The 22,961-nt window shown below is 59.5% G+C and carries 22 protein-coding genes; 11 read left to right on the top strand and 11 right to left on the bottom strand.

Annotated features, from left to right (window positions below):
• Positions 1–453: 453 nt before the first annotated feature.
• On the top strand, positions 454–885 hold the full coding sequence (locus ACSQ8V_RS34375; protein WP_436208798.1) for a GFA family protein: 432 nt from the start codon (positions 454–456) through the stop codon (positions 883–885).
• Between the two features lie 202 nt (positions 886–1,087).
• Here ACSQ8V_RS34375 and rbsK read toward each other — a convergent pair whose 3' ends face one another.
• The 5 genes from rbsK to ACSQ8V_RS34350 all read right to left on the bottom strand — a co-directional run bounded on the left by rbsK (position 1,088) and on the right by ACSQ8V_RS34350 (position 7,032).
• Entirely contained in the window at positions 1,088–2,014 is a 927-nt protein-coding gene (rbsK, locus tag ACSQ8V_RS34370; RefSeq protein ID WP_436208797.1) for a ribokinase, read from the bottom strand.
• A gap of 395 nt (positions 2,015–2,409) precedes the next feature.
• On the bottom strand, positions 2,410–3,597 hold the full coding sequence (locus ACSQ8V_RS34365) for an ADP-ribosylglycohydrolase family protein (RefSeq protein ID WP_436208796.1): 1,188 nt from the start codon (positions 3,595–3,597) through the stop codon (positions 2,410–2,412).
• Positions 3,598–3,653: 56 nt separating this feature from the next.
• Complete coding sequence (locus tag ACSQ8V_RS34360; protein ID WP_436208795.1) at positions 3,654–4,955, bottom strand: sugar MFS transporter; 1,302 nt, start codon at positions 4,953–4,955, stop codon at positions 3,654–3,656.
• 103 nt (positions 4,956–5,058) lie between these two features.
• Complete coding sequence (locus ACSQ8V_RS34355; RefSeq protein ID WP_436208794.1) at positions 5,059–6,108, bottom strand: LacI family DNA-binding transcriptional regulator; 1,050 nt, start codon at positions 6,106–6,108, stop codon at positions 5,059–5,061.
• 60 nt (positions 6,109–6,168) lie between these two features.
• A complete protein-coding gene (locus ACSQ8V_RS34350; protein ID WP_436208793.1) occupies positions 6,169–7,032 on the bottom strand; it encodes a LysR family transcriptional regulator in 864 nt (287 codons plus the stop codon).
• 138 nt (positions 7,033–7,170) lie between these two features.
• Here ACSQ8V_RS34350 and ACSQ8V_RS34345 point away from each other — a divergent pair, with 138 nt between their 5' ends.
• Together ACSQ8V_RS34345 and ACSQ8V_RS34340 are read left to right on the top strand one after the other, a co-directional pair.
• Positions 7,171–7,884: a haloacid dehalogenase type II gene (locus tag ACSQ8V_RS34345; RefSeq protein ID WP_436208792.1), complete on the top strand. Its 714-nt coding sequence runs from the start codon at positions 7,171–7,173 to the stop codon at positions 7,882–7,884.
• A 22-nt stretch (positions 7,885–7,906) separates the two neighbouring features.
• A complete protein-coding gene (locus ACSQ8V_RS34340) occupies positions 7,907–8,695 on the top strand; it encodes an aldolase (RefSeq protein ID WP_436208791.1) in 789 nt (262 codons plus the stop codon).
• 67 nt (positions 8,696–8,762) lie between these two features.
• Here the strand turns inward: ACSQ8V_RS34340 and ACSQ8V_RS34335 are convergent, their stop codons facing one another.
• The 4 genes from ACSQ8V_RS34335 to ACSQ8V_RS34320 form a co-directional block, all read right to left on the bottom strand.
• Positions 8,763–9,266, bottom strand: coding sequence for an HPP family protein (locus ACSQ8V_RS34335; RefSeq protein ID WP_436208790.1), 504 nt, complete (start codon positions 9,264–9,266; stop codon positions 8,763–8,765).
• Between the two features lie 65 nt (positions 9,267–9,331).
• Entirely contained in the window at positions 9,332–10,534 is a 1,203-nt protein-coding gene (locus ACSQ8V_RS34330; RefSeq protein WP_436208789.1) for an NAD-dependent formate dehydrogenase, read from the bottom strand.
• A 201-nt stretch (positions 10,535–10,735) separates the two neighbouring features.
• Positions 10,736–11,683: a LysR family transcriptional regulator gene (locus ACSQ8V_RS34325; protein ID WP_213762909.1), complete on the bottom strand. Its 948-nt coding sequence runs from the start codon at positions 11,681–11,683 to the stop codon at positions 10,736–10,738.
• A gap of 35 nt (positions 11,684–11,718) precedes the next feature.
• Positions 11,719–12,378, bottom strand: coding sequence for a M24 family metallopeptidase (locus ACSQ8V_RS34320; protein ID WP_436208788.1), 660 nt, complete (start codon positions 12,376–12,378; stop codon positions 11,719–11,721).
• Positions 12,379–12,916: 538 nt separating this feature from the next.
• On the opposite strand from ACSQ8V_RS34320, the gene ACSQ8V_RS34315 reads away from it, so the two are divergent.
• From ACSQ8V_RS34315 to ACSQ8V_RS34280, 8 genes are all read left to right on the top strand, one after another.
• The gene (locus ACSQ8V_RS34315; RefSeq protein WP_436208787.1) at positions 12,917–14,011 is read left to right on the top strand and encodes an ABC transporter substrate-binding protein; all 1,095 of its coding nucleotides are present in this window, start codon (positions 12,917–12,919) and stop codon (positions 14,009–14,011) included.
• A 2-nt stretch (positions 14,012–14,013) separates the two neighbouring features.
• On the top strand, positions 14,014–14,940 hold the full coding sequence (locus ACSQ8V_RS34310; protein WP_436208786.1) for an ABC transporter permease: 927 nt from the start codon (positions 14,014–14,016) through the stop codon (positions 14,938–14,940).
• Entirely contained in the window at positions 14,937–15,806 is an 870-nt protein-coding gene (locus tag ACSQ8V_RS34305; protein ID WP_436208785.1) for an ABC transporter permease, read from the top strand. The genes ACSQ8V_RS34310 and ACSQ8V_RS34305 overlap by 4 nt, the downstream gene beginning before the upstream one ends.
• 25 nt (positions 15,807–15,831) lie before the next feature.
• A complete protein-coding gene (locus ACSQ8V_RS34300) occupies positions 15,832–16,905 on the top strand; it encodes an ABC transporter ATP-binding protein (RefSeq protein WP_436208784.1) in 1,074 nt (357 codons plus the stop codon).
• 547 nt (positions 16,906–17,452) lie between these two features.
• Positions 17,453–18,532, top strand: coding sequence for a sugar ABC transporter substrate-binding protein (locus ACSQ8V_RS34295; protein WP_436208783.1), 1,080 nt, complete (start codon positions 17,453–17,455; stop codon positions 18,530–18,532).
• Positions 18,529–19,530, top strand: coding sequence for an ABC transporter permease (locus tag ACSQ8V_RS34290; RefSeq protein WP_213762916.1), 1,002 nt, complete (start codon positions 18,529–18,531; stop codon positions 19,528–19,530). The genes ACSQ8V_RS34295 and ACSQ8V_RS34290 overlap by 4 nt, the downstream gene beginning before the upstream one ends.
• A complete protein-coding gene (locus tag ACSQ8V_RS34285) occupies positions 19,530–20,330 on the top strand; it encodes an ATP-binding cassette domain-containing protein (protein WP_436208782.1) in 801 nt (266 codons plus the stop codon). The genes ACSQ8V_RS34290 and ACSQ8V_RS34285 overlap by 1 nt, the downstream gene beginning before the upstream one ends.
• A gap of 364 nt (positions 20,331–20,694) precedes the next feature.
• Positions 20,695–21,078: a hypothetical protein gene (locus ACSQ8V_RS34280; RefSeq protein WP_436208781.1), complete on the top strand. Its 384-nt coding sequence runs from the start codon at positions 20,695–20,697 to the stop codon at positions 21,076–21,078.
• A 149-nt stretch (positions 21,079–21,227) separates the two neighbouring features.
• On the opposite strand, the gene ACSQ8V_RS34275 is transcribed toward ACSQ8V_RS34280, so the two are convergent.
• Both ACSQ8V_RS34275 and ACSQ8V_RS34270 read right to left on the bottom strand, forming a co-directional pair.
• Positions 21,228–21,998 (bottom strand): SDR family oxidoreductase, encoded by a 771-nt coding sequence (locus ACSQ8V_RS34275; protein WP_213762919.1) that lies wholly within the window; start codon positions 21,996–21,998, stop codon positions 21,228–21,230.
• A gap of 88 nt (positions 21,999–22,086) precedes the next feature.
• Positions 22,087–22,941: an alpha/beta fold hydrolase gene (locus ACSQ8V_RS34270; RefSeq protein ID WP_436208780.1), complete on the bottom strand. Its 855-nt coding sequence runs from the start codon at positions 22,939–22,941 to the stop codon at positions 22,087–22,089.
• Positions 22,942–22,961: the final 20 nt, after the last annotated feature.

Genomic DNA, 22,961 nt, shown 5'->3' with positions numbered 1-22,961 from the left:
GCACGCGTTATTTTACAGGAGCCATCGCTATCCCACGATCCGACGTTGGTCGAGCAGAAACTGACCTTTGACCCACGTAGAATCAAAGCTGTGGTTTTCGGGTACCGCGTCGAACCGCACAAAGCTTGCTGGGCTTCAATCGATCTTGCGGTGGCGTGGTGTACCTTTGTACATGGCATACGGAGGTGTCCCGCATCAGACACTCAAGTTACGGGTGCTGGGAACTTCCTAGCTGGAAACGGTCTACACGGAGTCGCCAGCAGCGCGCCGCATTACCTTGCAAGTGAATATGCGGAGTACCAAAAAAAGAAGTTTCGTTAAGCGTCTGTTTCCGAGATACTCGACTGCCCCTTGAGGCTCGACCTGAGTCAACCGCGTCCGGCAGCGCCTGCCAGAAGCGGCCACTAAAAAAGTGGTACGTGTAGTTCATTAAATTATCGTTAGAAGAGCAATATGACCATCCCTTTCTCAGGCGGGTGTGCATGCGGAGCGATCCGCTATACAGGTGTGCGGGAGCCCATAACCATGATCAACTGCCATTGCAGAGACTGTCAGCTCTCAAGTGGAGCTCCTTTCGCGTCAGGCATCATCGTCGCGACTGCCGACCTTGCGATCCGTGGTACGCCGAAAACCTACGCAGTTCGTGCAAGCAGTGGTGGTCTCACAACTCGCAGTTTCTGCCCTGACTGTGGCACCCCCTTGTTCACGCAAAGCGACACTTATTCACAAGTCACTTCTATCCGATTTTCTTCGCTGGACGACACCTCGTACTTCAAGCCAATGCTAGACATATATACCGCTAGTGCGCAACAGTGGGCTTGCCTTGATCAAACAATTCCTCACTTCCCTCATTCGCCCCAGCAGCCCAATGAACATGATGCCTGACCTGGGTTTCTAATGAACGGCCTTAGGAACCGCCGCTTCATCCCGATCCCATGCGCTATGAGTACCTGACGGCCGGCGTCGAAACGTTCATGGATGTTCGGACAGCTTTTCGTCAGGAGTTTTCTTTTCCGAGCGTTTTTATGCGGCCAATCATTGAGCGCGCTTGCGACCGCAGCAAGCTCTTCGTTTCCGTATGATCAAATCAGTCTTCCACTTCGTCACGCGTCGGAATCGATGTTTGCCCACCGCGGCGAGTTACCGAAATCGCGGCGGCCAGTTGTCCGCGCTCGATTGACTTTGCGATCGTGTGACGAGATGCCAACTGCGCTGCAAGTACTCCGATGAATGTGTCACCAGCCGCGGTCGTGTCGACTGCTTCCACACGAGGAGCCAAAAACAGCCTGCCACCTCCCCCTTCTTGCAGCAAATAGGTGCCCCGTGCGCCGAGCGTCACGATCACATTGCAAGCGCCCTGGCGCTGCAATTGCTGCGCAGCGCGGCCCATATCGCTTTCCGATTCAAAGGGAATGTCTGACAGAATCAACGCTTCGACTTCATTGACGACCAGATAGTCTGTCAGCGACAGCCACTCTGACGGCAATGGATCAATGGCGGGCGCGGGGTTAAGTATTGTTATTTTTCCGAGTTGTCGAGCGAGCTGCAACGACGCATAGGTTGTTTCCGCCGGTGTTTCAAGCTGACAAACAACCACGTCTGCATCTCTAAACAACGCCTCCTGCCGCCACACGTCTGCGGGCTTCAATTCGCCGTTGCTACCATCAACAACGACAACGGTGTTTTGCCCCCCCTGTGACACCGTAATCAATGCAAGGCCGGTTGGCCGTTCAGGTGTAACGGTAATACCCGAGCAGTCTATCCCCTCTGCCTCGAGATCCTCCAAGCGCTGGTCGCCGTTCTCATCGTCGCCAACACGGGCGACCATCGAGACGTGCGCGCCGAATCGAGCAGCAGCGACCGCTTGATTCGCACCTTTGCCGCCGCTGGCTTGTAAGAATCGCACGCTGCCGAGCGTCTCGCCGGGAAACGGCAGATGCGTCGTCTGCGCAACAAGATCAGTATTGATACTTCCAACCACAACTACACGCCCCTGCTGTGCTTCCTTGGACACGTCAAATCTCCCATAAAATTGACAGCCACTGCTCCGTTATTTCGACGACCCGGCACGCCGCATTTTTTGACCCGCGGTTGAGAGCTGTCGATATCCGCTCAAACACGATCGCCTGGCCGTGGCCGACGAGCAGGCTTTCGTTGTAACTGGACGGCGTATTGCTTGTGCGACAACGCCGGCAGACATTAACGCCGTAACGAGTAGCGCTTTCTTCGTGTCCATCTCTGATATGTTTATTTAAATTCAGTAAAACTAATTATATTCATACCAACGAAGCTAAACGAAATCCATCTACTGCGCAGCGCAATCTTGGCGCCGCTGTACACCTCCAATCATTCCCGGGGCCTTTCGATGGGCCTGCTGTGCGTGGACTTCGACGCGCCATCGAGTGCCTTCTATCGCGCCAATTGCGCGTCCGGCGCCAATTTGTCGCGCACCCTGCTCTTCCATGCGTCGCGGGCACGATCTGCGCCGTGAATGGCACGCACCGTCTGCGTGAAACGATCAGCGGCGTTTAGCAAATTCATCCGGTTCGTTTGGTCGAGCTTGTCGCAAATGTCGGCGTCGATCACCGTGGCGCCGTGCATGGCACCCAGCACAGCGCCCGCCATCACGCCGATCGAGCCGGTGTCGCGTCCCGAATTGATGCCGTCTTCGATCGTGCGATTGAAGTCACCGTCATTGACCAACGCGAATCCCAGCGCCAAGGGCAATTCCTCGATCGAGAAGCGCCGCGACGGTCGATAGCCGTCGATCGCAACACCGGCCTTTCCCTCCGTGAGCTGCACGTCGTCGCCCATTGGCGAAAAGCGCGAGATAACCCAGTGAAATTCCGCAACGATCCTGTCGTAACGCTCGCCACGCAAACGGATTGCGACGTCAGCGATCGCGGCAATGGCGTCCCGCGTGCCATCCTTGGCCACGCCGAGCGCTGCCTCGATCACCGCCTCGATCGTCGTTCCGGGTATGAAAGCCGCAGCAATCGCACTGGCCAACACGCCCGCCGCTTCCAAACCATAGCTCTCCTGATGACCGCTGGCAAAGGCGATCGCCTCCTCATATGCACCATGCGGATCTCCCGCATTCACCACCCCCACCGGCGCGATGTACATGGCCGCGCCACAATTGACCATGTTGCCTATGCCGCCCTGACGCGGATCGCAGGAGGTGAGTTGATGACGCTGGAAAATCCACCTCTCCGGATAGAATAGCTGCTCGATGAGCATTGTTTCCCGCTGCAATTCAGGCACCCATCGCGGCGTCCAGGCAATCTGACGCACCATGCCATTTGCCATATCCCACGCGTCGAGGTGCCGGCCCGTTTCGTTGTAGACCGTCATCAGGCAAAGCACCATAAGCGTGTCATCGGTGACAATGCCGTTCCCGCGTGCGCATCCCTTACTGGCATTTTCGTTCCAATCCATCCGATGCGACTCGGTATCGAGTGAGCTGACCCGACCATAGAGCTCCCGAATTTCCTGCGCGGAAAGCGCCTCGACTGTTGATCCAAGAGCGTCGCCGTAGGCGATCCCGTACAGGAGTCCTCGAATGCGATCCTGCAATGTCTGGTGGTTGCTACTCACAAGTTTTATCCTCATGCTTGGTTTGCATCGCCGCCGTGTGCCTCACGCCGCGATAGTTAAGGGACTTTTACTGTCGGCGCACGTGTGCCCACTGTATGACCGTGCAGGCCGTAGTACACGATGTACGCGTAGCAGCAGACGGTTATCACCATGTAGACCAACTGGAAGTCGTATATTTTCTTCAGGTGTGCAAAGAGTTGCGGCATCACAGCGCCGCCAACAATACCCATAATCAGGAATGCCGCGCCTGCTTCGGTGAATCGGCCGAGCCCCTTGATCGCGAGCGGAAAGACGGCCGGCCACATCATGGCGTGGGCGAAACCGAGCGCTACGATGCATGCGATCGCCCAATAGCCATGCGAAGCGTAGCTGGCAACGCTGAGCCATACCGCCAGAAGCGCCGAGATGACCAGATAGCGCTGTTGCGATACAAACCGGGGAACGAGCGAGCGGCCGACCAGATAACCGACAAGCATCGCGAATATCGTGTAAGACGTGAAATGCTTGGCCTCGTCGATTGGCAGATTCAGACTTTGACCATAAAGGCCGATCACCCCTCCAGCCAATACCTCTGCGCCGACGTACGTGAAAATGCACACAACGCCGAGCCAAAGATGGGGAAACGAAAAGATGCTCCGGGCAGGGTCTGCGCTACGCATGGCGGCGTTGGCGGACGAGGGCATGATGTCCGGCAATGACGAGCGTGCAACGCACACGGCCATGACAACCAGGATGGCCGCCAGCGTGAGATACGGCCAATACAATCGCGACGCAAATTCGTGAAGAAGTGCCTGGGCCACGGTCGGCGTCGGCGCGCCTTCGACCCGTTTGACAAACTCCCCGAGCTCGCCCATGACCAACGCACCGAATGCGTACGGCGCCAGGACGCCCCCTGCCTTATTACAGATACCCATGGCGGCCACGCGCCGGGCGGCACTATCCATGGGCCCCAGAATGCTGATGTACAGGTTGTAGGCGGTCTGCATCAGGGCCAGGCCCGCTCCAATCGCGAGCAGGCTACCGAGTACGCCGGGGTAACTGTGCATGCCGGCGAACTGACTGAACATCAGCGCACCGATCGACATCACGCCGAGGCCTGCGGCCATGCCTCTTTTCATCCCGATCCGCTTCAGCAACAACGCGTACGGCAACGCCAGGATGAAATACGGAAGATAGAAGACAACCGTGATCAGAAGCGCTCGTACGTCATCGAGCTGAAACGCCAGTTTGACGAAGACCACTAACGGGCCGTTAAGCCAGCTTAGCGCTCCAGTCGTAAAGTACAGCATGCCGATGATCATCATCGGGCGCCGGCACGCCCCCCGAGGCGCCTCGACAACCGGTTCAATAGTGCGCATGGATCCAATCTTCTTCAACGTTTTTGGAATTTATTCTATGTTCTTGGGAACGTTCCCAAATTACGCTAAAAAAAAGCGTCCGCAATCTTTTCAGTAATCTTTACTATCCGCCGATCAACGCGATGCGCCGCTCGGATGCACCGCAAAGGTTTGCGAGCGATCCTCGTTCGATCAGCCTGCACGGTAGATAAACCCGCTTGCCCGGGTTCGCGTCGGCCTTGCCGTCGAGCAACCACGTCACTGCTTGCGCTCCAATCTGTCGGGCGGGTTTCTCGATAGTCGTCAGCCCGGGCCACGCGAATGCGCCCGCCTGAATGCCGTCGAAGCCCAGAATGGATACGTCTTCGGGGCACCGCAAGCCAGCCTCCCGCACCGCGCTCATCGCCCCGAGCGCCATCAGGTCGTTGGCGGCCATTACGCACAGGTGGCCACGGCTGCGCGCAAGCAGGCGATGCATGGCAAGGCGGCCGCCTTCGACTGTGTAGTCCGCGTTCTCAATCGATAACGCAGCCGGATCAATGTCGTGCTCGACGCAGTGTTCATGGACCGCGCGCAGGAAGCGCGCACTAGCAAGCCGTACCTTAGGCCCGAGGATCAGCCCTGGACGTTCATGCCCCATGAAGCGCAGATAGTCCATACCGAGTCCCACTCCCTGCTCAATGTCAGAACCGACCGATCTGGCATCAGGAAACTGCTCCGCGCTCGAGCCGATCAGGATGCAAGGCAGCCCGAAACGATCGAGGTCGCCGAGACTATCCGTCACTGTATTGAGGATCGCGCCGTCGACGCGCGCGCGCATCAGCGTGTTCAAATGCATCAGCTCCTTTCGCGCGCACCAGTTCGACGAAAAAACCAGAATGGACGTGTCTGCATCGGCTGCACGATCCTGCGCGCCACGCGCGACTTCCCCCCAGAAAGGATTCGCAATATCGGGCAGGACAAGTCCCAACATGCCGCTACGTCCCGAGCGCATGCTGACGGCCAGCGCATTGCGGGTATAGCCGAGCGCATCGGCCGCGCGCAGCACCTGCTGCCGCGCTGAATCGGAAATGTTTGGCGCACCAGCCAACGCTCGCGCGGCAGTGCTTTTGGAAACGCCTGCGCGCTTTGCCACGTCGATGATGGTCGGCCTGTTACCGGAAACCGTCTCCATAGTTGCTCTCGCGTCATTGGGGTAGTTAGTTTCGGGAACGATACACCAATTGCGGGGAAGCTAAGCGGGCTTAGCAAGCTTCATCTTGCCCTTGATCTCCGCACGGAGAAATTCGATCAATGCCTGCTGGACCGCATTAAGCGCGCCGCCCGCGCTCACCAATGCAAGCTCGGTTGGCGGCAAGTCGGGCAGATCTGTACAAATGCGATGCTCGGGAAGCACGGCGGTCGTCGGCAACACCGACACGCCAAGCCCCGATGAAACAGCCGCCTGAATGCCGGTCAGGCTATGACTGCCGAACGCAACGCGCCAACGCCGGCGCGCTTTGTCCAGCCCGCGGATCGCACGCTGCCGGTACACACAACCTTGCGGAAACAACGCTAGCGGGACGGGTTCGTCCGTCAGTTCAACGCCTTCTCCTTTTACCCAGACGAGCGATTCGGGCCAGGATGCAAGGCACTCGCCGCTGCCCGGCTCGCGCTTGAGCAACGCAATCTCGACCTCGCCTGCAGCCAGCTTGCGCTGGAGATCGACGCTCATGCCGCTTACCGTTTCAAGCCGCACGCCGGGTTTCATCTTCACAAATCCCGACAGCATGGCCGACATGCGGCGTGCGTCGAAATCCTCGGGCACGCCAATGCGTACCGGCTCGAGCGCTACGTCGCTGGTCAACGCATCCTGCGCCTCCGTCGACAACGCCAGCAGCCGCCGCGCATAGTGCGCGAGCAACTCTCCATGCTCGGTAGCGCTCACGTGATTGCCGGTCCGGTCGCGCAGCAGCAGCGTGCGGCCAACTGCCGCCTCCAGCTTGCGGATCTGCTGGCTCACCGTCGACTGGGTCCGATGGACGCGTTCGCCGGCGCGCGTAAAGCTGCCTTCATCGACCACGCAAACCAAGGTGTTCAACAACTCAAGATCTAGCATGAGCCACCGCCGCGTTATTTGAATTTCGACTGACGTTCAGAGTTTAATTTAATTTCCAAATATCGATCAATCCTTTTACGCTTGCGGCATGCACTCAACTCGGTCACTCAACACTTCACTTAACTAAGCGAGCAAATCATGGCTCTTAACGCGCTTGAACACAGCCGCCGGCCGCAATGGCTCACCTTCGACTGCTATGGCACCCTGATCCAATGGGATGAAGGATTGCAAGCCGCAGTCCGCAAGATCCTGTCCGCCAAGCAAACAGAGGCGATTGATCCGGCCCGGTTCATCGGCATTTACGATCGGCATGAACATGCGCTTGAGCAAACCTCCCCGCATCGGTCGTTTCGCAGCGTGAGCGCGGATGCATTACGGCTCGCACTCGATGAGCTAGGCTTGCAAAGCGACGCGGATGACGCCCATGTGCTAACAGACAGCATCTCGGCCATGCCGCCGTTTCCCGAAGTGACCGGTGCTTTGGAGCGGCTTAAGGAGGCGGGTTATCGTTTGTGCATTGTGTCGAATACGGATGACGAGATCATCGCGGGCAATGTCGCGCAGCTTGGCGGATTGATCGATCGCGTCGTCACAGCGCAGCAGGCCGGGGCTTACAAACCATCGCGGGAAATATTCGATTATGCTTTTGACTCGCTTGGCGTGACCAAAGACGACGTCGTTCATATTTGCGCCAGCCCGCACCTCGATCATGCGGCTGCGCGCGAAGTCGGCTTTCGCTGCGTATGGATCGATCGTCGTACCGGCCGCACGGTACTGCCCGATTACACACCCGACGCCACGCTTGCAACGCTAGATCAAGTACCTGTGCTATTCAATAGATTAGGCTGGTAAATTTCCAAGGCAATCAATCATCATGGCTCACTCGCTTTCAGTCGACAGCACCGCTCCTTCCTCGCGCATCGCGCGGCTTGATTCCGACGCCGTCATGCAGGCGCGCATTGAACTTGCCGCGTGCTTTCAGCTTGCAGCGCAGCGGGGTTACGAGGAAGGGGTTTGCAATCATTTCTCGGCAGTCGTGCCCGGGCACGACGATCTGTTTCTCGTCAATCCGTATGGTTATGCGTTTAGCGAGATCACCGTATCGCGTCTGCTCGTTTGCGACTTCGAAGGGCATGTGATCGCGGGTGAAGGGCAGCCGGAAGCCACGGCGTTTTATATCCACGCACGGTTGCACCGGTCGAAACCGCGAGTAAAAGCTGCTTTCCACACGCATATGCCGAATGCGACTGCGTTATGCCTGATCGAAGGGCCGCCGCTTTTGTGGCTCGGACAGACGGCGTTGAAGTTCTATGGCCGCACTGCCGTCGACGAGGATTACAACGGCCTCGCGCTGGATGAGTCGGAGGGAGACCGTATTGCTGACGCCATGGGCAACGCCGACATCCTGTTCCTGAAGAATCACGGCGTGATGGTGGCGGGCCCGAGCATCGCGGAGGCTTGGGACGATCTCTATTATCTGGAGCGCGCGGCAGAGGTTCAGCTCAAGGCCATGAGTAGCAACCAGCCGCTCAAGCCCGTGCCGCACGAAGTAGCACAGCGCACGTATGAACAAATACGCTTGGGCGATGCACAAAGTGCCCGCGCGCATCTCGACAGCTCGATTCGAATATTGCGCAATCAGGGGAACGGGTTCGAACAATAAGCGTAAGCGTGAATATGCACGCGCTTATCCGGTACCGACAACGCGTTGCCGCTACCGGGCCGCCCTGTCATGACCATCGCTCAGGCCATCGCCGGCCGCGCACGACGTTATTGAACAGCAACGCAATAACCAGCAGCAGACAAACGCCGCTAAGGACAGGAACAAAAAAGAATCCTGTCGAAGCGTTACCGCTAAGCATGATCACCAGCGGATCAGCACCCGCCGGAGGATGCACGCAACGGGCGAGTTGCATCAAACCAATAGCGAGCCCTACCGACAGTCCCATTTGCCATACCCCTGGACCGGCGAACCAATACACCGCCAATCCAACTGCAGTGGAAAGCAGATGTCCGAATACAAGGTTGCGGGGCTGCGCGAACGCACTATCGGGCGCGCCAAATAGCAGGACGCTGGACGCACCGAATGGCGCGATCAGCAACGGACTGCTCGTCAAGTGCCCGAGCAGGGAGATCACGCCAATTGCCAGAAAACCACCTAAAAAACCGAATGCCGCTTGTTTAAACGGCGCTAAAGGAACTGCGGGCGCCGCGCGGGCGATCTGTTCATTCATTGTGTTTAAAGCCTATGGAAATGCGCACGCCGCCCCTCAACAGCCGGACCAGCGTGCCCACGGCGTCAAGCCTTCTTGAAGCGGGCTGCCTCTTCCGAGCCCGAAGTCGCATTGCCTGCGCTGTATGAATGCGCGCCCACGCCGGCGAGACGTCCGCCGTCGACGATCAGATACTCTTCGCGAATGGGTTCCTTGGCGAACCAGCACTCGAGAATCTCGCGCGTACCTGCAGCGTAACGAGCCTGAGCGGAGAGCGTCGTGCCTGACGTATGCGGCGTCATGCCCTGATGCGGCATGGTCCGCCACGGATGATCGCTCGGAGCCGGCTGCGGGAACCAGACATCGCCCGCATAGCCCGCGAGTTGACCGGATTCCAGCGCACGCACAATGGCGGCGCGATCCACAATTTTCCCGCGTGCCGTGTTGATGATGTACGCACCACGCTTCATCTTGCTGATCATCTTCTCGTCGAAAAGATGCTCGGTTTCCGGGTGCAACGGACAATTGATGGTCACGATATCGCAGACACGCGCCATCGATTCAGCCGTGGGGTGCCAGGTGGCGCCAAGCTCGCGCTCGACCGCTTCCGGCAGACGATGCCGATCCGTGTAGTGCAGCTTGACGTCGAAGGGTTTGAGCCGGCGCAACACCGCCGCGCCAATCCGCCCGGCCGCCACGGTCCCAACGTTCATCCCTTCAAGATCGTACGCACGCGAAACGCAATCCGCGATATTCCAGCCGCCCTTCTTGACCCATTCATGTGACGGCAGATAATTCCGGACCTGCGACAGGATCATCATGACCACATGCTCAGCCACGCTGATGCTGTTGCAAAACGTCACTTCGGCCACCGTGATGCCGCGATCGATCGCTGCCTGCAAATCGACGTGGTCCGAGCCAATACCTGCTGTCAGCGCGAGCTTGAGCTTCGGCGCGCGGGCAATCCGCTCGGCCGTCAGATACGCCGGCCAGAACGGCTGCGAAATGACGATCTCCGCATCTTCCAGTTCACGCTCGAACGTGGAGTTGGGGCCATCCTTGTCGGACGTGACAACCAGGGTATGTCCCTGCGATTCGAGGAACTTGCGCAAGCCCAGCTCGCCGGACACGCTGCCCAGCAACTCGCCAGGCTTGAAGTCGATTGCCTTCGGTGTCGGCGCGCTTTGTCCGTCGTGATACTTCGTGATGGCGGGAATGTCGTCCCGGGCGTACTTCTTCGGCATACCGTCGACGGGGTCATCATATAAAACGCATAGAACCTTGGCCATGACTGTCTCACTCCACTCTGATTTGGATAACACCGGCGCCGATGTCCCGGCGCCGCCTTGGTCGTTACGTGGGGCTGGCACGTCGACACAGCACAGTGTCTCCAAGTACTCGCGGAGGGTCCAATCGTTTGGATGAATCAGGTGATAAGCGCTTCTTATGAAGGCGCGCAAGCATGCGCAGACAGCGGCGCATGTCGCGCCTTAAACGGTCACCGGGCCTTGCGATGCGCGCGCAGCGTCGGGCAGCAATGCGTCGAACTCCCGTTGCAGATCAAGCTGCTCTGCCGCTCTCCAGATGGCGGCAACAAGGGGCGGAGGCGGATTCCGATTGCGCGCGATAAGACCAATACCGCGCGTCAACTCCGGCAATAAAAGCGACGCACGCACACGACTGCCCGCGGGCAGGACGCTTAGAAGGCTATGCGGAAACACGCTGAACAAGCCTGCATGTTGAACGTGCGCGTAGAGAGACAAAAGAGAGTCGGTTTCGAGAACCACGGTGGGCAGCACGTTCTCGCGTCGGAACGCGGCATTGATCACTTGCCGGTTCTGCATGGTGGCGGTCAACAGACCAAGCGGCAATCCACCCACGCTGCTCCATTGCACCGTGCCCGCGTCAAACACATCGCCTGCGCTGGAGGGCGACAGAAGCAGGTAACGTTCGAAATAGAGAGGCAACACGCTGAACCCTGCCTGCACCTGGCCGTCGAGATAGGTCAGGCCGACATCGAGTTCATGCTCGTCCAGTTGACGCAGGATCGCGTCGGAGCTGAGCGAGCGAACCTCATAGTGCATATGCGGATGCTCACGCATGCACGGTGCGAGCATGCTGGCGGTCACCGGCATGACTGTCGGAATCGCGCCTATGCGAAGCGTCCCGATCAGCCTGACCTGCGCAGCGGACGCATCCTGCCGCATGTTCTGCAGCGACGCGAGCGTTTGCCTCGCCCAGCCAAGCACACGCTCACCGTCTTCCGTAAAGCCTACGAAGCGCCGCGTCCGCTCGACAATGACCAGCCCCAGTTCGGCCTCAAGCGTACGGATGGCCGACGACAGCGCAGGTTGGGAAACGTGACAGGCTTCTGCTGCTCGCGCGAAATGTTTTTCGCGCGCCAGCGTGACGAGATACTCGAGTTGCCGAATGAACATTGCGTCCTTTGTTAGCGTTTCTTCGCCGACACGACTCAGGCAAGCAGGTCCTCGTAGAACGAGCCGAACGGCCTTGCAGGATGCGCGAGCTGAATCTCCAGTATCCAGAGCCCGGCCTCCGGATGCGGCTCGAAATTCCCGAGATTGCCCGCCTTGAAGATCGCGTGCGGGAAATCGCTCACGCGATGCCCCTTGATGTCGAGGTTCAGTTTCCACCCCAGCGCCGACGCACACTCCGCCGCGTAGTCATACAACGCCTTACCACCGGCTCCCGTCGTTCGCCAATGGTGCTCGACCTCATCGAACACGGTCTTTGCCGCATCCGCGCACGCTTTCATCTCCGCGTCTGCACCGACCACGAAGGTCGCGCCCGCATCGCCTTCATGTCCTTTCCAGACCACGCCGAGATCGACAAAAAAAATGTCGTCGTCTTTCAGACGCGGGTCTTCCTCGGAACGTTGCTTGAACGTCCGCAAGGTGTTTTCTCCAAACCGGATCAGGATGGGATGCCAGATTCGCTCCATCCCTAGCTCCTGCAGAACCCGCTTGCACTCGCTCACCGCTTCAGACTCAAGCATTCCGGGTTGAATCCGGGCTGCCACCTGTTCGACGACTTCCCACGTTTTGTCGCGCGCGTAATGCATCGACTCGAGAACGAATTTCTCTCCGACCGCTTGTTGCGTGGTGTTGCTCACTCAAATCTCTCCGGCTTCGTTATATTCGGATAAATATATCGATGACCACTGGGAAAGTCCATTTCCGCACCTTGAGGGAGACGGGAACGGTCTATTTCCTGCCGACATCATGGTCATATTCTACGCAGGGTCCGTTCGCGCGCTGATTGACCGATTCCCTCCCGCATGGCCACGCTAATCGTGTAGTGGAATTTCCCGATGGTAACCACCGCGTGGAAACTCGCCCCGGCGCTAGCGGCCGGTTGATTATTGGCCGGTAGGCATGCTCCGCGTCCGGGATTACGCTTCGCCTGACCAGGCAGCACCACCGTTGCCTGATCAGCGGCCGGCCATGCACGACCGGCATACCAAGACCGGTAGAAACCAGAGATAGAGGAACGTAGCCATGCGCTTTCGTCATGGTAGACATGACGATATATCGATTGTGATGGCTATTTTGCGACCCTACATTTTTCATGCACGGACAAATGCTGGCGGGCGCGACCGCTCACCCGGCGCATAAGTCAGACATCTCACTTAACCACCCACGGAGTCGGCGATGAAAAAATTCAGCACGGGACGGCGGCAAGCCTTCAAGACGATCGGCGCAGCGCTCGCAGCGTCCACGCTGCCGGCGCCGTTTCTCAATCTCAGAGCCCAGGAACACAATTTTTCGGGCAAGACGCTACGTCTGCTGACCTGGTCAGACGATACGGGAACTGCCGCATTGCACAATATAGCGGCTACGTTCACGGCGAAAACCGGCGCGAAGGTGATCGCGGACCGCGCGGACGGCACCTCCGGCATGGTCGCCAAGGTGAAGGCCGCCGGCGACCGCCCCACCTATGACGTGATCACGCTCGCGGGCGTAGGTGCCTCGGGTCTCGGCGATGCGGGCCTGCTCGTCAAGCCCGACCTCGACAAGCTGCCGAATCTCAAGGAGGTGGCGGCGCGGTATCGAACCGGTGCAGATGGGTTTGGTGTCGGCTACCTGCTGTGGTCCGACGGGCTGATCTACAACACGTCGACGGTCAAGACGCCACCGGCGTCCTATGAAGCCCTGTGGGATCCCAAATACGCAGGCCGCATTTTCTTGCCGCCGCCCGAGTTTGCCGAGGCGGTCGATCTGGCGATCATCGCTGCAAAAATGTCGGGCGGTTCGCAGCAAAACATTGATCCGGGTTTCAAAAAGCTTGCGGAACTGAAGGACCGCGTGATGACGCTCGGCGAGAATCCGAATCAGGTCGCCGACCTGTTTCGCACGGGCTCGCTCGATATCGGCGGCATCTATTCGCCCGCGTTCTTTCCCGACCAGATCAGGAAACCCGAATACAAGATGGGCGTGACGTACGGTATGAAGGAAGGCTTTGCCACGCAGTTGATGTTCACGGTGATTCCGAAATCGCACCCTGGCGACCTCGATCTGATTCACGCGTTCATCAACCATTCGCTCGATGCCGGCGTGCAAGGCCGGATGGCCGCTGACGTGCTGAACGGCCCGGTGAATTCAAAGGCCATCATTCCTGCCGAGAGCCTCAGGTACGTGCCGAGCCCGCAGCAGATCGCTGAGAAGTCCGTACTGCACGACGACAAGTCGCTTGCCGTGGTACAGGCCGCGTGGATCAAGCGCTACACCGAGATCTTCTCGGCGTGACGATGGCGGAACTCTCTTCGCAGCGTGCCGGACCGGGGGCGCCGGACCAGCCGGTTGCCCCTGCATCGGAAGCCGCGCTCCCCCGTGCGCGGCCGTGGCTGCTGCTCGCCCCGATCCTCGCGTTTCTCGCCGTGCTCGCGGCGGCGGCCCTCGTGGTCCTGCGCATGAGTTTCGGCGCGCAGGGCGACGAGTGGCATGGGTTCACTCTGCAGAACTATGCGAACCTGGCCGATTCGTATTTCCTGAAGGCGCTGTGGCTCACGCTGCGGCTCGCGTTCCAGAGCATGGTGTGTGCGGTGCTGCTGGCGATTCCGGTCGCGCTTGCGATGGCACGCACCGAGTCGCGGCTGGCACGGCGCCTGCTTCTGGCGGGCGTGCTGTTGCCGCTGCTCGTCAATCTGTTGCTGCAAGGCTATGGCTGGCTCGTGATCCTCGGCCCGGCCGGTTTGCTCAATCACGCGTTGCTCGCAAGCGGTGTGATCCAGCGTCCGATGCAATGGCTTTATCGTGAGCATGGTGTGCTGCTTGGCCTGATCCAGACCGCGTTTCCGCTTGCCGTGCTGCCGTTGTCGAGCGCCATGCGCGCAGTGTCGATCTCGTACGAGGAAGCCGCTGCAACGCTCGGCGCAACGCGCTGGCAGACGCTGCGTCACATCATGTTGCCCCTCGCGATGCCCGGGCTTGTATCGGGCGCACTGCTCGTGTTCGCCTACAACGCAAGCGCGTTCGCGGTGCCGCTGCTGCTCGGCGGCCGGCGCGTGCCAATGCTTGCCCTGCTGGTGCATGACGAAGTCTCGCCGCTGCTGAACTGGCCGGCGGCCTCCGCCTCTGGCGTGGTGCTGATGGTCGCCACACTCACCGTCATGGCGATCTCGCAAAGCCTCGTGCGCCGCACCCAAGGTCTCAAGGTCAAGGAACCGTCCGCATGAGCACCCCATACAATCGACTTCCTTTGCGCGCGCGGCTCCTGCCCGCGACCATGCCGGGCCGGCTCAGCAGGTCCGCGGCACTGCTCGCGGCCATTGTCCTGTTCCTTGCCGCCCTGCCGATCCTGACGATGATCCTGATGTCGTTCAGCGCGTCGGACACGCTGGAATTTCCGCCACCCGGTTACAGCCTGCAGTGGTATCGCGCGGCATGGCACAGCTTTGTCTCGCCCGATGCAAGCGACGTGCTTTCCATGGGTACCGCGCTGACGACGAGCCTGATCGTCGCGGTGTCAACGATGATCATCGCGACGCTGGTCTCGGTGCCCGCCGCGTATGCGTTGAGCCGCTACCGCTTTCGAGGCAAGTCGGCCGTCGAACAGCTCGTCGCGTTGCCGCTTGTCTATCCGCTGGTGATGCTCGGGCTGTCGCTGCTGCTGGTCTTTAACGTGCTGCCCGTGGAGCTCGGCGTGTTCCGGCTCATCATTGCACACGTGATTCTCGCGCTGCCATTCACGGTGAAGAACTGCGCGGCGTCGGCGGCGTCGATCGGCCCGGAATTCGAGGAAGCCGCCTGCGTGATGGGTGCGAGCCCGCGCCGCGCGATGTTCGACGTGGTGTTGCCGCTGATGCGTCCCGGCATCCTGGCCGGCATGCTGTTCGCGTTCATCATCTCGTTCAACGAATTCACGGTGACGTTCTTCCTGTACGGCATCAACACGATGACGCTGCCGGTGTGGCTCTACAGCCGCACGGTGTCGTCGCTCGACCCGACCGTGTTTTCGTTCGCGGTCTTTATTGTTGCCATCGACTTCGCGCTGATCTGGCTGCTTGAAAAGCTGATTGGCGACAAGGGCGTCGCGCTCTGAGCACGCAAGAATCTAAGGAATCCTCATGACTCATTTAACACTTCAGGCCGTGACCAAGCGCTTCAACACGGCATACGCCGTCGACCACGTCGACCTGAGCGTCCCGGATGGCAAGCTGGTCTGCTTTCTCGGCCCGTCCGGGTGCGGCAAGACGACCTTGCTGCGCATGATCGCGGGACTTGAGACGCCGAGCTCCGGCAGCGTGACTTTTGCGGGCCGCGACATCACCCACTTGCCGGCGAACCAGCGCGATTTCGGCATGGTGTTCCAGTCGCTGGCGTTGTTTCCGCACATGAGCGTCGCCGAAAATATCGCGTACCCGCTGCGGCTTCGCAAAACGGGCAAGACCGCACAAGGGCGCCGCGTGGCCGAACTGCTTGAACTGATCCAGTTGCCGCACATGGCGAACCGGCCGGTCACGCAGCTCTCCGGCGGACAGCGTCAACGCGTGGCGATCGCGCGAGCGATTGCATCGTCGCCGAAACTGTTGCTGCTCGACGAACCACTCTCCGCACTCGACGCGAAGCTGCGCGAATCGATGCAGGTCGAAATCCGCCTGCTGCAGCAGCGCCTTGGCATCACGACGATCATGGTCACGCACGACCAGCGCGAAGCGATGACGATGGCCGACGAAATCGTCGTGATGGAAAAGGGCCGCATTGCACAGGTCGGCAAGCCACTCGACATCTACCGGAATCCGGTCAGCGAGTTTGTCGCCGACTTCATCGGGCTCGGCAACATCCTTGCGGTCACGCATGACGGACGCGGCGGCGTGAAGCTGCCGGGCGGCCAGCAGATTGTCGTGGCTAATCCCGCCCGGATGCCCGAATCCACGGTGGACATCCGCCTGCTGATCCGTCCCGAAGATGTCTGCGTGAGGCACGTCTCGACCACCAGTGGTCCTAACTGCCTCGCCGGCACGGTCACGTTTATCCGCGATGTCGGCGCCACGCTGGAAGCGACGATCGACTGCGCCGGCTTCACGCTGACAGCCGCCACCACGCAGCGAGAAACGCCCGGTCTCAGTCTTGGCATGCGGGTGCTGGCCGAATTGCCCGCGCACGCGTGCAAGCTGATTGCGGCGCGCCCGCTTCATTGAATCCGCTTCATTTAATTTACCCTGGACCGCGTCGGGCTGAGCGCGCTGGCCTGGCGATTCGACTTTCCTTTGCAAGCCGCAACTGATTACGACAACAACGTTCGATCCATATACGTAGTACTACGTATATCGAAAGTCGAGCAAGCAAGCATCTCGAATGACGCAACCTCGCCTGGAACTTGCAGCCATTCCGAAAGCGCCATCGTCAGGTGGATAAACCAAAGACAACCTGAGCACGAAGCGCGACGTTCCCAAATATTGGACTCTCCAGCACACCTCTCATTTCTTGAGCGGTCTCCAGTCGCCGTAGAACTCCCTCCGCCCTTTGACCCGCTAATCAAAATAGTCGGACTAGTTAAGGGTATACATTGATTAATTGGCCCAGTGCCTGTTCTAGCATGTCGATACGTCGTCATTCGGCCGTGCGTGCGCTTGAGCATGCGAGTTTCACGGAGCGTAGCGACGCCCGGCACCGGCGCTTTCCCGGCCCGCGCCGTCATGTGAAATGAAATGAGTTGTTCAAAAACACCGACACGGGAGAAAGGACATGGCGCAAGATCGGGAAGACCTGGGTGATGTACAAAGCGTGCGTCGCGGCTTGCTTCAAGGTGCTGGCCTGACTGCGGCGCTGGCGCTGCTAGGCGGCGCGATCACACCGGCGCAAGCCGCGGAAGCCGGCCCGTTTCCGGCACACAAGCGCTGGAAGATCGTATTCGTCAATCACGTCACGACCAACCCTTTCTTCGTTCCCACGCAATACGGCATTCAGGATGCGTCCGCCTTGCTAGGTTTCGATTACCAATGGACCGGCTCGGCCAACGCCGACGTCGGCGAGATGGTCAATGCAGTCAACGCGGCCATTGCCGCGAAAGCCGATGCAATCGCGGTTCCCATAGTGGACCCCAAGGCATTCAATACGCCGATCCAGAAAGCGCTCGACGCAGGCATCCCGGTATTTGCATACAACGCCGATGCCCCAAGCGGCAGCGCTAATCCGCGTCTCGCGTATATCGGCCAGGATCTGTATCTGTCGGGCTACCAGATGGGCGAGCGTATCGTCAGCCTGGTGGATAGCGGCCTCGTCGCACTTTTTATCGCGACACCCGGACAGCTCAACATCCAGCCGCGCCTTGACGGTGCGATCGATGCGATCAAGAAATCAGGCAAGAAAATCGATGCGCAAACCATTGCGACCGGAGCGACCGTCAACGAAGAACTCTCGAAGATCAAGTCGTTCTTCCTGGGGCACCAGGATTTGAAAGGCATGTTCGCCGTCGATGCAGGCAGCACCCAAGGCGTCGCCCAAGTCATGAAGGATTCCAACTTGCCGTCCAAGGGCGTGCACGGCGGCGGCTTCGACTTGTTGCCGCGCACGGTCGAGCTGATCCACGACGGTTTCCTCGACTTCACGATCGATCAGCAACCTTACGTGCAGGGTTTTTATACCGTGCTTGAAGCATTCATTTTCCTCTCCTCGGGCGGACTCGTCGGGCCGGCCAACATCAACACTGGCCTGAAGTTCGTTACCAAAGGCACGGTCGACCCGTACCTGACCACCGAAACGCGGTATGAAGGCAAGAGTACGAAACCTCAGATCGTGCCGCGCACGGGTGCGATCAAGGGGTGACCACTCCCGTGACGGATGCCAGTCGGCCGAGCCGGCGCCCAAGGTTATGGCCGGGCGCGCTGAAGCGATCCAGCGAGATCCGCATCCTTGCGGTCGCGCTGATCCTCAGCGCCTACTTCGAGACGGCCAACCACGACTTCCTGCTGACTAGCGCGAGTCTGGAAAACCTCTCGCAGTTCATCGCCCCGGTCGCGATCATTGCCTGCGGCGAAATCATGCTGATGATCGGCGGAGAGATCGATTTGTCCGCCGGCATGGTCTTCGCGTTCGCGCCTTTCATCATGCACTTTGCCAACGAAGCAGGCGCGCCCGCATGGCTCGCGTTGCTGGCCGGCGTGCTGGCGGCAGGTGTAGTCGGCGTGATCAACGGCGCGGTGACGGTGTACCTGCGCATCCCCTCCTTCGTCACCACGCTCGGCACGCTGTTCTTCGTAAATGGCTTAACGCTGACCCTCTCGCGAGGAACGCCGGTGTCACCGCCAGAGGGCACGCATTTTTCGGCGTTCATGGGCGAGTGGGGATACAGCGAAATCATCTGGACGATTGCGATTGCCGCGGTCATGCATGTGTTGCTTCGCCATACTCGATGGGGCTTGCATACCATCGCGGCGGGCGCGAATCAGCTAGGCGCGAGCGAAGCGGGCATTCAGGTCAGGCGCCTGAAACTCGGCAACTTTGTGATTGCTGCGCTGCTTGCCGGTTTCACCGGCATCCTGGAAGGCTTCCGGATAACGTCCATCGATCCTCAGGCAGGCGGCAACCAGATCATGTTCCTCGCTGTCGCTGCTGCCGTGATCGGCGGCACGCCGCTCGCCGGCGGCTCGGGCACGATCATCGGCGGGCTGATTGGCGCGGCAGTCCTCGGGATACTCAACGACGGGTTTACGCTCATCGGCATCAACGCGTTCACCTTCAACATGATTCTCGGCGCGGCGATCCTGGCGGCCATGATCTTCAACATCCACGTCGTCCGTCTTGCTCGCAAGGGAGACCTCTAATGGCCGACGCGTCAACAACTGCGGCGGCGGGAACAACAGGGACGGCCGCGTTGCAGGGCGAAGATATCGTCAAACGTTTTGGCGCGGTGACCGCACTCGACGGTGTGTCGTTGACGCTCAGACAAGGCGAGATACTTGGGGTGCTCGGCGACAATGGCGCGGGTAAATCGACGCTGATCAAGATCCTTACCGGGTTTCATCAGCAGACGAGCGGCAAGCTATTTATAGGCGGCGAGGAAACGCTGCTTCGCTCCGTCGATCACGCCCGGTCGCTTGGCATTGAATGCGTCTATCAGGACCTGGCGCTGGCGAATTCGCTCAGCATTTATCACAACATGTTCCTGAATCGGGAGATCGTCCGGCGCGGTCCGTTTCGCCTGTTGAATAACCGCGCCATGCGTACCCGTGCGGAGGAATGTCTGGAAGAGATCGGCGTGCATGTGCCATCGGTCGATCTGCCGGTCGAGCAACTGTCAGGCGGGCAGCGGCAGGCGATTGCCGTCGCTCGCGCCGTCAATTCGAATGCGAAGATCCTGCTCCTCGACGAACCGCTCGCGGCAATGGGCGCGCGTGAGGCGGGATTGATCATCGACCTGGTCTTGCGACTGAAGGAAAAGCAGGGACTGTCCATTGTCATGATCATGCATAACTACGCGCAGACGCTCGATATTGCGGATCGCGTCATGCTCATGCAGCGCGGCCGCGTGACTTACGAGCGGGAAGCCGCCAGCACATCGGTTGCTGAGTTGATGGATATTGTGCGGAGTGAATACCGGTCCATGCGGACGGCTGCAAGTTAGCGCGTGCGGCACCGGTCATCCCTCAATTATCTCCGTAATTACCCAATATCCGCCGCCCCCCCCCCCCGCTCGACCAATAGCACGATAATGAGGTCGGATGCCGACCTCTTACCTTCGATGCGACTAGCAAATCACCATTGGTACGGAGTTCTACACCGAAGCCCGGCTTTGGCGTTGCACGGATGTCGGCACGCGTACTGTCATCGCGGTGAAAATCAAAGACGGTTATCGTCACCCAAGCATTAGCCACTATTTTCCGACGCTGCAGAGGTGGTGTTTGAAGAGTACGATTTCGACGGCTCGTATTGCCGCCCGGTAGAGGATTGAATCCACAACCACTCCTGTCGCCAAGGACTTCACGCCAATGCCCTCTTCAATCCGCAACTCGCTTGTCTGGATATTCGAAGCATTCGAGAGCGATTCAACCTACATCGCCAAGCGGATGTTCGGCAGCGACGCCGCCTATATCGACGGCCTGTTGTGTCTGGTTGCCGCCGATCGCGACCCGCCGTGGAGCGGCTTGCTCGTGTGCACATCGCAAGAGCGTCACGCCCCGCTCATTCGTGAAATGCCCGCACTGCAGCCGCATCCAGTGCTCGGTAAATGGCTCTACGTACCGCAAGACGACCCCGCGTTTGAAAGCATAGCGAAAAGGATGACGGCACTCGTGCTCGCACGCGATCCGCGCGTGGGTGTCGAGCCTAAGCCCCGCCGGCGCGGCGGCAAATCCGCGCCACCAAAGAGATAGGGCAATCAATGAGCGATTCAAGCACGTGTGTTCCACCACGTAGGAAGTGCCCTTCAAGATTCCCGTTGAATTCCCGTTGATTTTCGGTTGCCTATAAGCCGGCCAATCAGTCCACGATCGCTTGAGCGAATGCTGATTCACTCGCCTGTTCAAATCGACTTAACCTCGCCCCCGTCCATTCGAATGGCGGAGCCAGTCATCCACCGAGCCCCCGGTGAAACCAGGAATGCCATCAGCTCCGCAATATCTTCAGGCTCGCCGTAACGTGTAATCCCCACTTCAACGGGGAATCGGGCGGTTGCTTCCTCGACCGTCATGTTGTGCAACGGCGCCCAGTGCTCAAGGTAGGAGCGCCTACGCCCGGTCATCACAGGCCCAGGCAGCACGCTATTCACCTGAACGCCGTCAGTGATCCCCCGGTCGGAAAACGCCTTCGCGAGCGCAATGATCGCCGCGTTGATCGTCCCGACCGCCGCGTACGGTGCTTTCGGAAAAAGAGCGGAATTCCCGGAGATCAAGACGACAGAGCCTTTGGACGCCTTCAAAGCGGGCCAAGCTTCAATCGTCAGGCGGCGGGCGCCGTGCAACTTCAGCGCCATGCCGGCATCCCACTGCTCGTCCGTCATGTCGAACAGATCGATTTGAGGAACAGCGCCCGCGATATTGAGCAACGCGTCGATACGCCCGAACCCGGCGAGCGTTTGTTCTACAACCTTCTTCGCCGACGACCGGTCGGACAGGTCAAGGTCAATGATGAGGGGTTCAGCACCCGCCTCCTTGACGGCCGCAGCCGTCTCCTCAAGCTTGGCGCGATTGCGGGCAACCAGTACGATCGAACCAAAATCCCGCGCGAGACGTACTGCCGTGGAAAAGCCAATGCCCTGGCTGGCTCCGGTAACAACAGCGACTGCGTTTGACATGTCAATTCTCCTAAGTTTATGAACGCGCCAGCGTTCAGTCGTGAACGACCCATAGCAGGTAAAACCCGACCCGCCGCAGGAGTTCGGTTCATCGAGAGAGGAATTCGCCGATCGCCGCAGCGATCTCCCTGGCATGCGTTTCCAGGGCAAAGTGGCCGGTATCGTAGAAGCGGATATCGGCGTCGGGGATATCCCGCTTGAACGCCTCTGCGCCCGGCGGAAGGAAGAACGGGTCGTGCTTCCCCCATACCGCAAGAAACCGTGGCTGGTGCTTGCGAAAGTACGCCTGGAACGTTGGATAGAGCGCAACGTTGCTCTTGTAATCACCGAACAGATCCAGTTGAACCTCATCGGCTCCAGGGCGCGTCAAGTAGAAGTTGTCCAGCGCGATACCGTCCGGCGAGACCGCAGCCTCGTCGGCCACGCCATGGGTGTACTGCCAGCGTGTCGTCTCCGGTGCCAGGAAGCCGCGAAGCGCCTGGCGATTCTCCTCCGACGCTTCCTCCCAATACGCACGGATGGGGTTCCATCCGTCGCTCAGGCCTTCCTCGTAGGCGTTGCCGTTCTGGGAAATGATCGCCGTGATGCGCTCGGGATGCCTGACTGCAATCCGCAAGCCGGTCGGGGCCCCGTAGTCGAACACATAGACAGCAAAACGGTCGAACCCGACCACTTCGGTAAAGCGATCGATGACCCCGGCGATGTTGTCGAAGTTGTACCTGAACTGCTCGCGTGACGGCATATCCGACCGGCCGAATCCGGGTAGATCCGGCGCGATGATGTGGAAGCGATCGGCCAGCAGCGGGATCAGGTCCCGGAACATGTGGCTGGAACTGGGGAAGCCGTGGAGCAACAACAGCTTGGGCGCTCCCACGGTCCCTGCTTCACGATAGAAGATATTGAAGCCGTCGACATCCGCACTACGGTACGTGATACCAGTCATGGTGATTCTCCTCGTTGATA

The sequence above is a fragment of the Caballeronia sp. LjRoot31 genome, assembly GCF_964253885.1.
Taxonomy (GTDB): Bacteria; Pseudomonadota; Gammaproteobacteria; order Burkholderiales; family Burkholderiaceae; genus Caballeronia.
The sequence above is the reverse complement of the archived record's forward strand: the minus strand, read 5'-3'. Positions and strand labels throughout refer to the sequence as shown.

Coding starts and splice junctions, on each gene's coding strand:
- ACSQ8V_RS34375 (WP_436208798.1), top strand. CDS start 454: ATGACCATCCCTTTCTCAGGCGGGTGTGCATGCGGAGCGATCCGCTAT.
- ACSQ8V_RS34360 (WP_436208795.1), bottom strand. CDS start 4,955: ATGCGCACTATTGAACCGGTTGTCGAGGCGCCTCGGGGGGCGTGCCGG.
- ACSQ8V_RS34355 (WP_436208794.1), bottom strand. CDS start 6,108: ATGGAGACGGTTTCCGGTAACAGGCCGACCATCATCGACGTGGCAAAG.
- ACSQ8V_RS34350 (WP_436208793.1), bottom strand. CDS start 7,032: ATGCTAGATCTTGAGTTGTTGAACACCTTGGTTTGCGTGGTCGATGAA.
- ACSQ8V_RS34345 (WP_436208792.1), top strand. CDS start 7,171: ATGGCTCTTAACGCGCTTGAACACAGCCGCCGGCCGCAATGGCTCACC.
- ACSQ8V_RS34340 (WP_436208791.1), top strand. CDS start 7,907: ATGGCTCACTCGCTTTCAGTCGACAGCACCGCTCCTTCCTCGCGCATC.
- ACSQ8V_RS34335 (WP_436208790.1), bottom strand. CDS start 9,266: ATGAATGAACAGATCGCCCGCGCGGCGCCCGCAGTTCCTTTAGCGCCG.
- ACSQ8V_RS34330 (WP_436208789.1), bottom strand. CDS start 10,534: ATGGCCAAGGTTCTATGCGTTTTATATGATGACCCCGTCGACGGTATG.
- ACSQ8V_RS34325 (WP_213762909.1), bottom strand. CDS start 11,683: ATGTTCATTCGGCAACTCGAGTATCTCGTCACGCTGGCGCGCGAAAAA.
- ACSQ8V_RS34315 (WP_436208787.1), top strand. CDS start 12,917: ATGAAAAAATTCAGCACGGGACGGCGGCAAGCCTTCAAGACGATCGGC.
- ACSQ8V_RS34310 (WP_436208786.1), top strand. CDS start 14,014: ATGGCGGAACTCTCTTCGCAGCGTGCCGGACCGGGGGCGCCGGACCAG.
- ACSQ8V_RS34305 (WP_436208785.1), top strand. CDS start 14,937: ATGAGCACCCCATACAATCGACTTCCTTTGCGCGCGCGGCTCCTGCCC.
- ACSQ8V_RS34300 (WP_436208784.1), top strand. CDS start 15,832: ATGACTCATTTAACACTTCAGGCCGTGACCAAGCGCTTCAACACGGCA.
- ACSQ8V_RS34295 (WP_436208783.1), top strand. CDS start 17,453: ATGGCGCAAGATCGGGAAGACCTGGGTGATGTACAAAGCGTGCGTCGC.
- ACSQ8V_RS34285 (WP_436208782.1), top strand. CDS start 19,530: ATGGCCGACGCGTCAACAACTGCGGCGGCGGGAACAACAGGGACGGCC.
- ACSQ8V_RS34280 (WP_436208781.1), top strand. CDS start 20,695: ATGCCCTCTTCAATCCGCAACTCGCTTGTCTGGATATTCGAAGCATTC.
- ACSQ8V_RS34275 (WP_213762919.1), bottom strand. CDS start 21,998: ATGTCAAACGCAGTCGCTGTTGTTACCGGAGCCAGCCAGGGCATTGGC.
- ACSQ8V_RS34270 (WP_436208780.1), bottom strand. CDS start 22,941: ATGACTGGTATCACGTACCGTAGTGCGGATGTCGACGGCTTCAATATC.